Here is a 14,215-nt window from a genome sequence, read left to right as displayed (position 1 = left end):
CCGGCGACCGGGGTCTGGGGTAGCGGCGACCGGGGGTCAGCGGTATCCGGTGACGTCCGCGGGAAGGCCGGGGTCCTGGACCTCGGTGAGGTATCGCCAGGCATCGGGCCGACTGCCGTCGATGTCCGTGAAGCCGTACACCTGTGCCAGTCGGCCGCTGGACAGCGACTCCCCGTTCCAGCGGGCGACCTCGGGGTCCTGGGCCAGTGCGGCGACGGCGCGGCCGACGTAGGCGGGGCTCTCGGAGATGGCGAAGTGGGGCGAGTGCGCGATCGCGTCACGCCAGTCGGCCTCGGTGACGCCGTGTGCCTGGAGCATGGCCTCGGACCTGAGCCAGCCAGGGGTGAGCGATACGGCGGTCGCCTGGTGGGGCGCCAGCTCGTGCGCCAGCGCGAAGGCCATCCGGTTCACCGACGTCTTCGCCAGGTCGTAGAAGAACGAGACCCGGTAGTTCTCCGCGTTGTACTCGGTGGTGCCGTCGGTCACTTCGACGACCAGACCGCCGGGCGTCCCGATGAGCAGCGGGATCGCGTAGTGGCTGGTGATGGCGTGCGTGTCGACGGCCAGCCGCAGGGTGTGCAGCCCGGTGTCCAGGGACGATTCCCACACGGACCTGTTCCACTCGATCCGGGCACCCCAGATGTCGTTCACCAGCACGTGGAGGGCGCCCTGCTCGCTTCGGATACGCGCAACCAGCCTGCTGACCTGGGAGGGGACGAGGTGGTCCACCTGTACGGCGATCCCGTGACCTCCCGCCCGGTCCACGAGGGCTGCGGTCTCCTCGATCGTCTCCGGCCGGTTCATCTCGGAACGTTCGGACCCGCTGGTGCGTCCCGTCACATACACGGTCGCTCCGGCGGCACCGAGCTCGACCGCGATGCCTCTCCCCGCCCCGCGTGTGGCTCCTGCGACAAGAGCAACTTTCCCTGCCAGAGATGTCCCCATAAGCCGGGAATCTAACATGATGCCGGACACTCTTCATTGACTTGCCGGGCCTACGCTGTTATAAGCCGCTATTCTCGGCTGGATGGTTCGGCGTGGTGCGCTTGACACCAAAATCGAACATCCATTCTCATGAGATTCCGGCCGGGTTTTCCCGGACCCGACCGTGGAGTTATCCACAGGCCGGGAGGACGTCGAGGCCCATTGTCAGTGGCAGGGGTTAGCGTCTTTGACGTGAAGCGATCGACTCAAGCAAATCGGGTGGAACCCATGGCAGGAACCGACCGCGAGAAGGCGTTGGACGCCGCACTCGCACAGATTGAACGGCAATTCGGCAAGGGCGCGGTGATGCGCCTCGGTGAGCGGCCGAACGAGCCCATCGAGGTGATCCCCACCGGGTCGACCGCGCTCGACGTCGCCCTTGGCGTCGGCGGTCTGCCGCGCGGCCGTGTGGTGGAGGTGTACGGGCCGGAGTCCTCCGGTAAGACGACGCTGACGCTGCACGCCGTGGCGAACGCGCAGAAGCTCGGCGGCACGGTGGCCTTCATCGACGCCGAGCACGCCCTCGACCCCGAGTACGCGAAGAAGCTCGGTGTCGACATCGACAACCTCATCCTGTCCCAGCCGGACAACGGTGAGCAGGCGCTGGAAATCGTGGACATGCTGATCCGCTCCGGTGCGCTCGACCTGATCGTCATCGACTCCGTCGCGGCTCTGGTGCCGCGTGCCGAGATCGAGGGCGAGATGGGTGACTCGCACGTGGGTCTGCAGGCCCGTCTGATGAGCCAGGCGCTCCGCAAGATCACCAGCGCGCTCAACCAGTCCAAGACCACCGCGATCTTCATCAACCAGCTCCGCGAGAAGATCGGTGTGATGTTCGGCTCCCCCGAGACCACGACCGGTGGCCGGGCGCTGAAGTTCTACGCCTCGGTGCGTCTCGACATCCGACGGATCGAGACGCTCAAGGACGGCACCGACGCCGTGGGCAACCGCACGCGGGTCAAGGTCGTCAAGAACAAGGTCGCGCCGCCGTTCAAGCAGGCCGAGTTCGACATCCTCTACGGCCACGGCATCAGCCGCGAGGGCGGTCTGATCGACATGGGTGTCGATCACGGCTTCGTCCGCAAGGCCGGTGCCTGGTACACGTACGAGGGCGACCAGCTCGGCCAGGGCAAGGAGAACGCCCGCAACTTCCTCAAGGACAATCCCGACCTCGCCGATGAGATCGAGAAGAAGATCCTGGAGAAGCTGGGTATCGGGGTGCGGCCCGAGGCCGCGGCGATCGAGCCCGCTGCCGATGCGGCGGTCACCGCCGATGGTGCGGCCGACGCTTCGGCGAAGTCCGTGCCCACGCCGGTCACCAAGGCCAAGGCCACCAAGGCTGCGGCGGCAAAGAGCTAGGCGGTGACGCGTCGTACGGAGTGGCCGGGCGGCGACGCCGTCCCCGGGGCGGTCACCGGCCCTGAATTCGCCGCAGGGTCCGCCCATGCGTCCGAGACGGAGTCCGGTTCCGGGGCGGGGTCCGGTTTCCGGTCCGAGTCCGCCGCGCGGGCCGGGGGCCGTCGGGGGAGAGGCTCGGGCGGGGAGTTCGGCGAAGGCCCGGGGCCGGGCGGGGGCGCCGGCCGCCGTTCCCGCACGGGCTCCAGAAGCGGCGGTTCCTCCTCCTCGTCGAGGGCCGAGAAGGGGGAGCCGCAGGACCCGGTAGAGCAGGCGCGCAACATCTGTCTGCGCCTGCTCACCGGGACCCCACGCACCCGCAGGCAGCTCGCGGACGCCCTGCGCAAGCGGGAGATCCCCGACGAAGCCGCCGAAGAAGTGCTGTCGAGGTTCGAGGACGTGGGGCTGATCAACGACGGGGCGTTCGCGGAGGCATGGGTGGAATCCCGGCATCACAGCCGGGGGCTGGCTCGGCGGGCCCTCGTCCGTGAGCTGCGCACCAAGGGCGTGGATTCCGCGCTGATCGACGACGCGGTCGGACAGCTCGACCCGGAGCAGGAGGAGGAGACGGCCCGCGATCTGGTGGCCCGCAAACTCCGCTCCACCCGTGGCCTGGACCGCGACAAGCGCCTGCGCCGCCTCGCGGGCATGCTCGCGCGCAAGGGGTACGGGGAGGGGATGGCCCTGCGCGTGGTGAGGCAGGCACTGGCGGAAGAGGGCGAAGAGACGGAGGGCCTGGACGAGCCCTTCTGAGCGCGGGGGGACCGGTGAGGGGGCCGGGGGCGGCACGTGGGTGGAGCGGGACAGGGGATCGGGCAAGCGACTGGTGCGGTGGCCGCGGAGATCGTGTGCCGTGCCGACGCTGGTGGTGCGGGGGATGCCGTAGCGGGGGTGCGGCATGCCGGAGCCCGGTGACGGTGTCCGGGGGGGCATGGCGGACAGGAGTTGGGCGGCGCATGGTCGGTCCCGGCCGTCGGGGGTGGTCGGGGCGGTCAGTGGCCTGCGGTCAGTGGCCCGCGCGTGCGGCTCGTCGGATGGTGGCGTCGAGCAGGGACAGGGCGTCTGCGGCGGTGCGGTCGGGGTGCCGGTTCCACGGGCCGATCAGGTCGGTCCAGCCCTGCGAGCGGAGTTCGGTGATCAGCCAGGCGCCGGCTTGGTCCACCGTGTGGAGGGAGCCGTACCCGAGGCGGTGAGCGGTGAGGAGGGCGCCGCAGATACAACGGGCGCCACGGGCGTTGCGCAACCGGTACGGGGTGTTCTGCCAGCCCCACTCGACCAGGATCTGCCGGGCGTAGCCGAGGTGGGCGGAGGGGCGCACATCGGGCTGACCGATCCGCCGCCAGCTGTGCAGACGCTCGGGCAGGACCGCGCCCAGTCGCCCGGGCAGCCGTCGCTCGCGGGGCGGCGAGGTCGGCAGCGCCAGCAGTGACTGGTCGATGATCTGCTCGACGGGGACGGACAGCAGGTCCCGCCAGTCGGCCGGGCCGCCGTCGGCCGATCCGGACCCGGGCCGTGACCCAGGCCGAGATTCCGACCTTGCCCCAGGCAGAGACTCCGTCCCTGGCTCGGGCCGAGATTCCGACCCTGACTTCCACTCCGGGCCCGAGTCCGGGGGCAGTGGTAGCGGTGCTTCGGGGACGGTGTGATCCCAGCCCGTGATGATCTCCTGCCAGACCGCGGTGTCGTGCAGGTGGGAGACCTGGTCGTCGAGCTGATCAGGGGTGAGGTGAGCGGTTTTCATCGGCGCGACATCTCCGTATATCTCCGTTATCTCCGCGTATTCCTGTCCTTGCTGTTGAGGTGAATGTGCGGGGCGCGCGGTGATTGCTCCACTGGGACGTGGCGTTCGGGTGTGCCGACGGGGATTCGTCGTGAGAGCACCGGCCGGAGGACGTCGAGGGGGCCAACCCCCGTACGAAGACGCGGGAATGCTCCAGTGCACAGGGCCCTGTGCACAGAGCAGTGTGTGCGACATGGCAGAGAAGCCCGGCGGTACCGAGATCACAGAGCTGGCAGCCCTCAAAGCGCTCGCCCAGCCGCGGCGCCAGCAGATCCTTCAGCACCTCACCCTGAACGGACCGGCGACGTCCGCGATCCTCGCCCGCGCTCTCGGGCTCAACACCGGGGCCACCAGCTACCACCTGCGCGAACTGGCCAGGTACGGCTTCGTGGAGGAGGCCGCACCGGAGGATGTCGAGCCCCGTGCCGCGAGGCTCGCGGCCTCCGGGGCCGAGGGCCCGGGAAGCAGGAGGCGACGTTGGTGGAAGGCGGTTCCGGGTGACCGGCGTTTCCCGCCGCGGTCCCGTCAGACACCCGAGACGCGGCTCGTCATGGACGAGCTCAACAGACACGCGTACGCCGCGGACCTCGCCCTCTTCGAGCAGCTCCAGCGTGACAGCGGACACCAGCTCGACCAGGGTGCCGAGGCCGGTCAGAGCGACGACGCCAACCCGGGTGGCGACGCCGAAGCGGGTGACAACGCCGGTCAGAGCGACGAGTGGGGCGATGCCTTCCCCTGCTCGCGCGGCTTCGTCCGGCTCACGCTCCCCGAACTCCGCGCGTTCTTCGAGGAGTACATCGCCTTGATGAACCGGTACAAGCGCCCGGACGCGGCGACGCCGTCCGGCGCACGCACGGTCCATACCCGCCTGCTCGCCTTCCCGGCCCCGGCCGGCCCCTCCCGGAAGCCGGGCCCCATGGAGCCCACCAGTCCCGCAGACAACCGCACAGAGACAGAGACGGACGCGTCATGATGCTGCGCTACGCACTCAACACCGTCCGGGACCGGAAAGGCGGGTTCCTGGGCGCTTTGCTGGCTCTCATGTGTGCCGCCGCTCTCATCACGGCCTGCGGCACGCTTCTGGAGACCGGACTGCGCGGAAAGATCGCCACCGAACGCTATGCCGCCACGCCCCTCGTCGTCTCGGCCGACCAGAACGTCCACCGGACCGTCGTCAAGCACAAGGGCAACGGCAAGACGAAGGTCAAGCACAAGGCGAAGCCCGTCGCCGAGCGGGCGTGGCTGTCCGCAGCCACAGCCGAACGGGTCCGCGCGGTCCAAGGCGTCGGCAAGGTCTTCCCCGAACTCACCTTTCCCGCGCAGCCCGTGGTCCATGGCCCGGCCGGCGGCCCCTCCGGCAGGCCGTCGTACGGTCACGCCTGGAGTTCCGCGCCGCTCACCCCCTTCGTCCTCACCGCGGGCCGCGCCCCCGAATCGGCCGACGAGGTGGTGATCGACCGTGAGCTCGCCCAGCGGGCCGGTCTGAAGCCCGGAGACCACCTCACCGTGCAGTCCACCAGTGACCCGCGCCCCTACCGCATCAGCGGCATAGCGGCCCCCACCGTTTCCGGAGCCCGCGACGGTCTCCGCAGACAGGCCTCCCTCTTCTTCAGCACCGCCGAGGCCGAGCGGCTCGCGGCCCGCCCCGGCCAGGTCGCCGCCCTCGGAGTGATCCCCGCACCCGGAACAGATCTCCCGGACCTGGAACGGCAGGTGAAGCAGGCGCTCACCGGCACCACCGCACAGGTCTCCACCGGCGAAGCCCGCGGGCCGGTCGAGTTCCTGGACGCCGCAGGCGCTCGTATCAAGCTCGTCTCCATGGGCGGGGCGATGGGCGGCACCTCGCTCCTCGTGGCGGTCCTCGTCGTCGTCGGCACTTTCGCGCTCTCCATCCAGCAGCGGCACCGCGAGCTGGCCCTGTTGCGCGCCATCGCCGCCACCTCACGTCAGGTCCGCCGCCTGCTCTGCCGCGAAGCCCTGCTGGTCGGAGCCGTCGCGGGTGTCCTGGGCTCGCTCGCCGGGCTGCCACTCGCCGGCTGGCTCCATGGTCGATTCATCGACATGGGTGCTGTTCCCGCCACGCTGGAGCGGACCTCGGGCGTCTTCCCCATGCTCGCCGCCGTCGCCGTCACCCTCGTCGGTGCGTGGGCGGCTGCTCGTATCTCCGGCAGCCGCATCTCCCGTATGAGACCGGCCGAGGCGATGGCCGAGGCGGCTGCCGAGCGTGAGCGTCCCGGCCGGGGGCGGCTCCTCGCCGGTCTGGCCCTGCTCGCGGGCGGTATCGTCCTCGTCCGCGTACTCGCCGCCCTGCGTACGGAGGCGGCCTCGACGCCCGTCACCTTCCTGGCCGTGGTGGTGCTGGCCACGGCCGTGTCCCTGCTGGGGCCGGTGCTCGTCAAGGGAGCGGTCGCGGTGCTGGCCGGGCCTCTGCGCCGTACCGGGCACGGCGGTTCCCTCGCCGCCTCCAACGTCCGTGGACATGCCACCCGGATGGCCGCGGTCGTCACCCCGCTCACCCTGCTCATCGGTATGACCTGCACCGTTCTCTTCGTGCAGCCGACCCTCTCCGACGCCGCCCGCACCCAGGCACGGGAGGGCACCCGAGCCACCTCGGTCCTGGTCGCGGAGGGGCCCGGCGTCCCGCCCGCCGCAGTCGAGGCGGTGCGCGGGATGAGAGGGGTGTCCGCTGTCACCGAAGTCGTACGCACCACCGTGCGGGTCGGACTCGACAGGTACACGGCCCAGGGCGTCACCCCGGCCGGACTCACCAGGACCTGGGACCCCGGGGTCACCGGCGGCTCGCTCACCGACTTCGCGAACGACTCCCGCACAGCCGCGATCAGCGAACTCGCCGCCGAACGGCTGGAGCTGCGCCCCGGTGACCGGCTGGAGCTCCATCTCGGCGACGGCACCCCGGCGAGCCTCACGGTCGCCGCCGTGTACGCCCGGGGACTGGGCTTCGGAGATCTGACCCTGCCCCGTGACCTGGTCGCCCGCCACATGGACAACCCCCTGGCCGCCACCGTCCTGGTCGCCGGCGACCGCGACCGTGCCGACATCGCCGGGCGCGTCAAGGACTTCCCCGGAGTCGCGGTACTCGCCCCCGCCGACGTCGACCGGCTCCAGGCCGACCGGCAGCAGCAGAACGCCGAGGTCACCTACCTGGCCATGGCACTCGTGCTGGCCTTCACCGCCATCGCCGTCGTGAACACCCTCGCCATGTCGGTCTCCGAGCGCGTCCGGGAGTTCGCCATGCTCCGGCTGGCCGGCGCGACCCGCCGCCAGGTGCTGCGGATGCTCCGTATCGAGGCACTGACGGTTCTGCTGATCGCCGCCGTCCTCGGGAGCGGCATCTCCCCGGCGGTCCTGACCGCCTTCAGCGTCGGAATGACCGGGAGCGCGGCGCCCGCCGTCCTGCCGGCGGTGTACGCGGCGGTGCTGGGCGTCGCCGCGCTGCTCGCCCTGGTGGCCACGGCCCTTCCCGGACGGCTGGCACTCAGGCCCCGCCCGGTGGAGGTGGCCACAGCCGGGCAGTGACCACCTCCGGTGGGCGGCAGGGGCTTTTGGTCACACCTCGACCGGGAGCCCCGCCGCGCGCCATGCCTGGAATCCGCCGATCAGGTCGGTCGCGCGGCGCAGGCCCAACTGGTGCAGGGACGCTACCGCGAGGCTCGACGCGTACCCCTCGTTGCAGATCACCACCACCTGGAGCCGGTGGCTCACCGCCTCGGCGGCGCGATGGCTTCCCCACGGATCGAGCCGCCACTCCAGCTCGTTGCGCTCGACGACCAGCGCACCCGGAATGAGCCCGTCGCGTTCCCGCAGGGCCGCGTAGCGGATGTCCACCAGCAGCGCGCCGTCCGCGGCCGCAGCGGCGGCCTGACGCGGGTCGATCCGGTCGATTCCGGCCCGGACCCGTTCCAGCAAGTCGTCGATGCCTACTGGTTCCGCGTCGATACCGCCGTTGACGCCGGTGGTCTTGTGGTCGTTGCTCACTGCCAGTCCTCCGGACGTTCGATCTGCTCCAGGCGGAGCACCGGACCCGTACGGCTGTAGCGGCGGATACGCGGCAGCGGGGGGTAGTAGGCGTGCACCGAGACGGCATGTTCACCGGCGGAGTCGTTCAGCACCTCATGCACATGGTGCCGGCCGAAAGCCCTGCCCTGACCTGCGGTCAACTTCCGCGTGCGGTCGACTCCTTCGCTCAGTTCCAGGGTCTTCCAGCCGTCGGTGGGCAGCCGGGCGGCCAGTGAATGTTCCTTGAGCGTGCCCGCCGCGGTCGTGAAGGCGCCGATGGAGTCGGCGTGGTCGTGCCAGCCGGTGCCTGTGCCGGGCGGCCAGCCGATGAGCCAGGCCTCGCTGCCGCCCGGGCCGTCGAGCCGGAGCCAGGTACGGCCCTCGGGGTCGAGGGGGAGTGAGGCGACGAGCGCCGTGTCGTCGGCGATACGGCGGACGAAGGCGAGCAGTTCCGCGGCATCCGGCGCGGACACGGATGCCGACGTCGGCCGGCCTACGGGAACAGAAAACGACGAGGGGAGTGCAGACACAGGAACCGTCCTGAGAGTTCGCGCTGAAGCCACCGCCGTACGAAGACAGCACGGCGCGGCAGTGAGAGGCGATTCAGCAGGACGGTCGACACACGCAGCCCGCATAGCGGACGAGGTCCATATGGACCCTCCGCCACAGGCGCACATCGGTGTCGGTCATGATCTGGAGTACACCATGTGCGCCTGTGAGGGTCAATTGATGTGCGCGGCTCGCTCGGAGCGCAGAGACGTGCGCCGCGGCTCCTCGCGCGCCGTGCCCGCACCACCCCCGCGGGCCTGTTCCGTGTCGCCTCCGCGTGCCGCGTCGGCCGCGGCGAAGAGCTCCGCGGGCCGGACCCCGCCGAACGCGGCCACCAGGTGCCCGTCCGGCCGGACCAGCAGAACGGTGTGCGCCGACGCACCGGGGTAGCTCTCCGCCACCAGGAGCTCGCTCTTCACCGGCAGCGCGGCCACGGCCTCGATGAGCCGCGGCATGACGCCTGCCGTCAGCCAGTGCCGCCGGTCCCACACTCCGGTGCCCGGAGCGACCAGGACCACCAGCAGATGCCCCAGGCCCAGCCGGTCGCGCAAGCGGACGCTCTTCCCGTCGGGCGCGGTCACCCGGACGTCGGCGACCGGCGCACCGGGGGGCGTACCCACGGAGGTGTGCGCCTCTGCGCGCGGAGGCGAAAGGGGCGAATGCGTGTACGAAGGGGGCGCACCCAGCGGTCCGCACCCCAGATGACCATCGGTGAGCAACGTGTCGTGCCCGCGCGCGCTGCCGGGCACCAGGGTCCGCAGGCCGCCGCCCCCGCGCAGTATCGGCAGCGACTGGTCGGCGGCGCGGAGCCGTGCGGCGACCGCGGCCCTGCGCTCCGCCTGGTAACTGTCGAGCAGCAGCTCGGACGCACCGTGGTGCCAGCTCTGCGCCAGCTTCCAGGCCAGGTTCTCGGCGTCCCGCACCCCTTCGTCGAGGCCCTGCGTACCGAGCGCCCCCAGAAGGTGGGCGGCGTCGCCGGCCAGGAACGCCCGCTTCGACCGCCAGCGCCGGGCCAGCCTGTGGTGCAGCGTGTACACGCCGGTGTCCAGCAGCTCGTACGGCGGAGTCTCCCCGCACCAGCCGGCCAGCGTGTCCCGGACCCGCATGATCAGGGCGTCGGGAGTGACCAGCTCACCGCGCGGCGGAAGCAGCCAGTCCAGCCGCCAGACACCGTCGGGCAGGGGCCGTGCGGTCACCTCGGGGCCGCCGCTGCGCCACGGCGGCGCCCGGTGCAGTACGGCTTCGCCCGGCCAGGGCAGTTCGGCGCGCAGGGCGGCGACAGCGTGCCGTTCCACCGCCGTGCGCCCCGGAAACCTGATGTCCAGCAGCTTGCGTACGGTGGATCGGGCGCCGTCGCAGCCGACCACGTAGCTCCCCCGCCACCAGGTGGCATCGGGCTCCCTGGTGTGCACGGTGACCCCGTCGGGGTCCTGTTCCAGGGTGTCGATCCGGCTGAGCGGAGCCATCCGCACCAGGCTCTGCGCGGCGACCGCCGCCCGCAGACCGCGGGTCAGGGCGTGCTGCGGGAGGTGGACCGGAGCAGGCAGGGGACCGGTGTCCGGCGCCTCGCCGAGCGGCAGTTCGCGTACCAGCTGCTTGCGCCGCATCGACCGCCACCCGGACCACCGAAGGCCGTCGTCGGGCAGGGTCGTGCAGCCGAGCCGCTCCACCAGAGCGGCGGTGTCCTCGCGCAGGACGACGGTGCGGGCGAGCCGCTGCTCGTCCTTCCCCGGACCTTCGTCGAGGAGGACGGAGGGGACGCCCTGTGCGGCGAGGGCGAGCGACAGCACCAGACCGACGGGCCCGGCGCCGACGACGATCACCGGGTCCACGGCGCACACCTTCCGGCCCGTACGGTCGTAGGAGAAGTGGCGACGGAGGCTCGGGGCGCGATCACAGAACGTATGCAACCTACTGCCGGTGCTTGCGTCAAGTGACAGAGACCCGTGGCGGGGGGCACGGCAGATGCGCCGGTCCCCCCGCAGGTCGGTTGTCGAGAGCCCGTCAGGTCTTGTGCAGCTCGTCCGAGTTGCCCGAAGGAGCCGGAATGGTCTGGAGCCCGCCGGCGGGACCGGCACCGACCACCGCGCCCGTGCTCTTCTTCGCGCGCCGCAGGCGTGCCTCCAGCCAGCTGGCGAACGAGGTCAGCGCGAAGTTCACCACGACGTAGATCAGGGCGATGATGGTGAAGCAGGCGATGGTGTTCGCACCGTAGTTCGCACTCATCGGGCGGACCGACGCGAGCAGCTCCGGGAAGGTCAGCACGGCACCGCCGAGCGCGGTGTCCTTCACGATGACGACGATCTGGCTGACGATCGCGGGCAGCATCGCGGTCACGGACTGCGGCAGCAGCACGTACAGCATGGTCTGGCCCTTGCGCATGCCGATCGCCTTCGCGGCGTCGGTCTGCCCGTTCGGCAGGGACAGGATGCCGGCCCGCACGATCTCCGCCAGGACCGAGGCGTTGTACAGCACCAGGCCGGTGACGACCGCGTACAGCGGACGTACGTCGCTGGCGATGGTCGTGAACTCCGAGTACGCGGCGTTCGCCGCGATCATCAGGATCAGCACCGGGATGGCGCGGAAGAACTCCACGACGATGCCGGACGGCATCCGTACCGACCGGTGCTCGGAGAGCCGGCCGATGCCGAACAGCGCCCCGAGCGGCAGAGCGATGATCAGAGCGAAGAACGCGGCCTTGAGCGTGTTCTGGAGGCCGGGCCAGAGATACGTCTGCCAGGGCAGCGAACTCGTGAAGAACGGCTCCCACTTCACCCAGTCCAGCTGGTGCTTCGCGTTCAGGGCGTCGTAGACCCACCACAGCACGCCGGCGAGCGCGATCACGAAGATCACCGAGTACAGGACGTTGCGCCGCTTGGCGCGGGGCCCCTGTGCGTCGAAGAGGACGGACGTCATCGCTTCACCGCCACCTTCTTGCTGACCCAGCCGAGGAGGAGCCCGGTCGGGAGGGTGAGGCAGATGAATCCGAACGCGAAGATCGCGGAGATCAGGACCAGCTGTGCCTCCGCTTCGATCATGTCCTTCATCAGGTACGCCGCCTCGACCACGCCGATCGCTGCGGCGACGGTGGTGTTCTTCGTCAGCGCGATCAGCACGTTGGCCAGCGGGTTCACGACGGAGCGGAAGGCCTGCGGGAGGATGATCAGCCGCAGCACCTGGGTGAAGCTCAGCCCGAGTGCCCGTGCCGCCTCGGCCTGGCCCGTGGGCACCGTGTTGATGCCCGAGCGCAGCGCCTCGCAGACGAAGGCGGCGGTGTAGAGGGCGAGCGAGAGTACCGCGAGCCGGAAGTTGATGACCGTGAAGTCGTCTCCGCCCCCGAGGGTGACCTGCAAGGTCTGGAAGAGGCCCAGCGACGCGAACACGATGATCACGGTGAGCGGGATGTTGCGGACAACATTCACATAGGCGGTTCCGAAACCGCGCATGAGGGGGACCGGGCCGACCCGCATACCGGCCAGCAGCGTTCCCCATATGAGGGAACCGAGGGCGGAGTAGACGGCGAGTTGCACCGTCACCCAGAAGGCCCCCAGTAGGTCGTAACCTTCAAGAAAGTCGAACACGATCTCCCGTGCTTCCACGTGTGGGGAGGGCTCGGTGCGCCGCCTCGGCGGCGGCGCACCTCATCAGCCCGGCTTCGGACCGCCTGGCGACGGGAGTCCTACTTGACGACGTTGCCGATCTGCGGCGCGAGCTCGTTCTTGTAGCCGGCGGGGCCGAAGTTGGCCTCGACCGCCTTGTCCCACGAGCCGTCCGTGACCATCTTGGTCAGCGCGGCGTTGATCTTCTTCTTGAGGTCGGCGTCGCCCTTCTTCAGGCCGATGCCGTAGTTCTCGTTGGTCATCTGGAGGCCGGCCAGCTTGAACTTGCCCTTGTGGGCTTCCTGCGCCGCGTATCCGGCGAGGATGGAGTCATCCGTGGTCAGCGCGTCGATGGCCTTGTTCTCCAGGCCGGTCAGGCACTCGGAGTAGCCGCCGTAGTTCTGCAGCTGAGCCTTCGGGGCCAGCTTCTCCTTGACGTTCTTCGCGGACGTCGAACCGGTGACCGAGCAGAGCTTCTTGGAGTTCAGGTCCTCGGGCGTCTTGATGGAGTTGTCGTCGGCCCTGATGAGGACGTCCTGGTGCGCCAGCAGGTACGGGCCCGCGAAGTCGACCTTCTGCAGGCGCTCGTCGTTGATGGAGTACGTCGCGGCGATGAACTTGACGTCGCCACGCTCGATCGCGGTCTCGCGGTCGGCGCTCTTCGTCTCGATGAAGTTGATGTCCTTGGCGTCGTAACCGAGCTCCTTGGCGACGTACGTGGCGACGTCGACGTCGAAGCCGGTGAACTTGCCCTCGGGCGTCTTCAGACCGAGACCGGGCTGGTCGATCTTGATGCCGATCGTGATCTTCTTGCCGCCAGCCGCGTCGTCCTTGTCGCCGGAACCACAGGCGGTGGCGGTGAGGGCGAGCGCGAGCACGGCTGCCGAGGCGGCGGTGACCTTACGAAGCTGCATGGTGAAATTCCCTAGGTTGACGCGAAGTGCGCGAGATGAGTGGTCAGCTGATCCGGGACTCAGTGGTGAAGGATCTTCGACAGGAAGTCCTTGGCCCGGTCACTGCGCGGGTTGCTGAAGAACTGGTCGGGCGTTGCCTCTTCGACGATCTTTCCGTCCGCCATGAAGACGACGCGGTTGGCCGCCGACCGTGCGAAGCCCATCTCGTGGGTGACGACGACCATGGTCATGCCGTCCCGGGCGAGCTGCTGCATGACTTCCAGCACCTCGTTGATCATCTCCGGGTCGAGCGCCGACGTGGGCTCGTCGAAGAGCATGACCTTCGGGTCCATCGCCAGAGCCCGTGCGATGGCCACGCGTTGCTGCTGGCCACCGGAGAGCTGGGAAGGGTACTTGTCCGCCTGTGAGCCGACACCCACCCGGTCGAGCAGCGAGCGGGCCTTCTCCGCCGCGGCCTTCTTCTCGGTCTTGCGGACCTTGAGCTGGCCCAGCATCACGTTCTCGAGCACCGTCTTGTGCGCGAAGAGATTGAACGACTGGAAGACCATGCCCACGTCGGCACGCAGACGGGCGAGTTCCTTGCCCTCCTGCGGAAGGGGCTTGCCGTCGATCGAGATCGCGCCCGAGTCGATCGTCTCCAAGCGGTTGATGGTGCGGCACAGCGTGGACTTCCCGGACCCCGAAGGCCCGATGACGACCACGACCTCGCCACGGGCGATGGTCAGGTCGATGTCCTGGAGCACATGCAGCGCGCCGAAGTGCTTGTTGACGTTGCTCAGTACGACAAGGTCGTTCGCCGCAGTCGCGGCATCCTCGGCGGCCTTGGTCACTGAAACTCCGCTCATCGGCTTAATGCTCCGTCCTCCTCGGTTGGCAAGGACACTAGTGACGCAGTGCGACCAGCGTCATTACATCTGAGCGGAAATTGAGCATAACGATCCGGCCGCAACCGGACACACCGCGTGAACGGGACGTCC

Annotated in this window: 14 protein-coding genes; 4 read left to right on the top strand and 10 right to left on the bottom strand. The window is 69.7% G+C overall.

Features of this window, described 5'->3' with window-relative positions; translation table 11 throughout:
- Window positions 1–36: 36 nt before the first annotated feature.
- Entirely contained in the window at window positions 37–945 is a 909-nt protein-coding gene (locus tag AC07FA_RS20415; RefSeq protein ID WP_479077193.1) for an SDR family oxidoreductase, read from the bottom strand.
- 267 nt (window positions 946–1,212) lie between these two features.
- Here AC07FA_RS20415 and recA point away from each other — a divergent pair, with 267 nt between their 5' ends.
- Window positions 1,213–2,343: a recombinase RecA gene (gene recA / locus AC07FA_RS20410; RefSeq protein WP_479077191.1), complete on the top strand. Its 1,131-nt coding sequence runs from the start codon at window positions 1,213–1,215 to the stop codon at window positions 2,341–2,343.
- 3 nt (window positions 2,344–2,346) lie between these two features.
- Window positions 2,347–3,132 carry a recombination regulator RecX gene (recX, locus tag AC07FA_RS20405; RefSeq protein ID WP_479077190.1) on the top strand — a complete coding sequence of 262 codons (786 nt, stop codon included), beginning with the start codon at window positions 2,347–2,349 and terminating at the stop codon, window positions 3,130–3,132.
- A 253-nt stretch (window positions 3,133–3,385) separates the two neighbouring features.
- Here the strand turns inward: recX and AC07FA_RS20400 are convergent, their stop codons facing one another.
- Window positions 3,386–4,120 (bottom strand): DUF6197 family protein, encoded by a 735-nt coding sequence (locus tag AC07FA_RS20400; protein WP_479077188.1) that lies wholly within the window; start codon window positions 4,118–4,120, stop codon window positions 3,386–3,388.
- 232 nt (window positions 4,121–4,352) lie between these two features.
- Between AC07FA_RS20400 and AC07FA_RS20395 the strand changes: the two genes are divergently transcribed.
- Together AC07FA_RS20395 and AC07FA_RS20390 are read left to right on the top strand one after the other, a co-directional pair.
- Entirely contained in the window at window positions 4,353–5,132 is a 780-nt protein-coding gene (locus AC07FA_RS20395) for an ArsR/SmtB family transcription factor (RefSeq protein ID WP_479077187.1), read from the top strand.
- Window positions 5,129–7,696, top strand: coding sequence for an ABC transporter permease (locus tag AC07FA_RS20390; protein WP_479077186.1), 2,568 nt, complete (start codon window positions 5,129–5,131; stop codon window positions 7,694–7,696). Before AC07FA_RS20395 ends, AC07FA_RS20390 begins: the two co-directional genes overlap by 4 nt.
- A gap of 30 nt (window positions 7,697–7,726) precedes the next feature.
- Here the strand turns inward: AC07FA_RS20390 and AC07FA_RS20385 are convergent, their stop codons facing one another.
- From AC07FA_RS20385 to AC07FA_RS20350, 8 genes are all read right to left on the bottom strand, one after another.
- Window positions 7,727–8,155, bottom strand: coding sequence for a rhodanese-like domain-containing protein (locus AC07FA_RS20385; RefSeq protein ID WP_479077184.1), 429 nt, complete (start codon window positions 8,153–8,155; stop codon window positions 7,727–7,729).
- On the bottom strand, window positions 8,152–8,706 hold the full coding sequence (locus AC07FA_RS20380) for a cupin domain-containing protein (protein ID WP_479077182.1): 555 nt from the start codon (window positions 8,704–8,706) through the stop codon (window positions 8,152–8,154). Before AC07FA_RS20380 ends, AC07FA_RS20385 begins: the two co-directional genes overlap by 4 nt.
- 73 nt (window positions 8,707–8,779) lie before the next feature.
- The gene (locus tag AC07FA_RS20375; protein ID WP_311605579.1) at window positions 8,780–8,866 is read right to left on the bottom strand and encodes a putative leader peptide; all 87 of its coding nucleotides are present in this window, start codon (window positions 8,864–8,866) and stop codon (window positions 8,780–8,782) included.
- A 32-nt stretch (window positions 8,867–8,898) separates the two neighbouring features.
- Window positions 8,899–10,557, bottom strand: a complete 1,659-nt coding sequence (locus AC07FA_RS20370) for an FAD-dependent monooxygenase (protein WP_479077181.1) — start codon at window positions 10,555–10,557, stop codon at window positions 8,899–8,901.
- Window positions 10,558–10,729: 172 nt separating this feature from the next.
- A complete protein-coding gene (locus AC07FA_RS20365) occupies window positions 10,730–11,641 on the bottom strand; it encodes an amino acid ABC transporter permease (protein ID WP_479077180.1) in 912 nt (303 codons plus the stop codon).
- Entirely contained in the window at window positions 11,638–12,306 is a 669-nt protein-coding gene (locus AC07FA_RS20360) for an amino acid ABC transporter permease (protein WP_479077179.1), read from the bottom strand. Before AC07FA_RS20360 ends, AC07FA_RS20365 begins: the two co-directional genes overlap by 4 nt.
- 98 nt (window positions 12,307–12,404) lie before the next feature.
- Window positions 12,405–13,238: a glutamate ABC transporter substrate-binding protein gene (locus AC07FA_RS20355; RefSeq protein ID WP_479077177.1), complete on the bottom strand. Its 834-nt coding sequence runs from the start codon at window positions 13,236–13,238 to the stop codon at window positions 12,405–12,407.
- Window positions 13,239–13,297: 59 nt separating this feature from the next.
- Window positions 13,298–14,083 carry an amino acid ABC transporter ATP-binding protein gene (locus AC07FA_RS20350; RefSeq protein ID WP_479077176.1) on the bottom strand — a complete coding sequence of 262 codons (786 nt, stop codon included), beginning with the start codon at window positions 14,081–14,083 and terminating at the stop codon, window positions 13,298–13,300.
- Window positions 14,084–14,215: the final 132 nt, after the last annotated feature.

It is taken from the genome of Streptomyces sp. NPDC045968 (genome assembly GCF_056430475.1).
The sequence above is the reverse complement of the archived record's forward strand: the minus strand, read 5'-3'. Positions and strand labels throughout refer to the sequence as shown.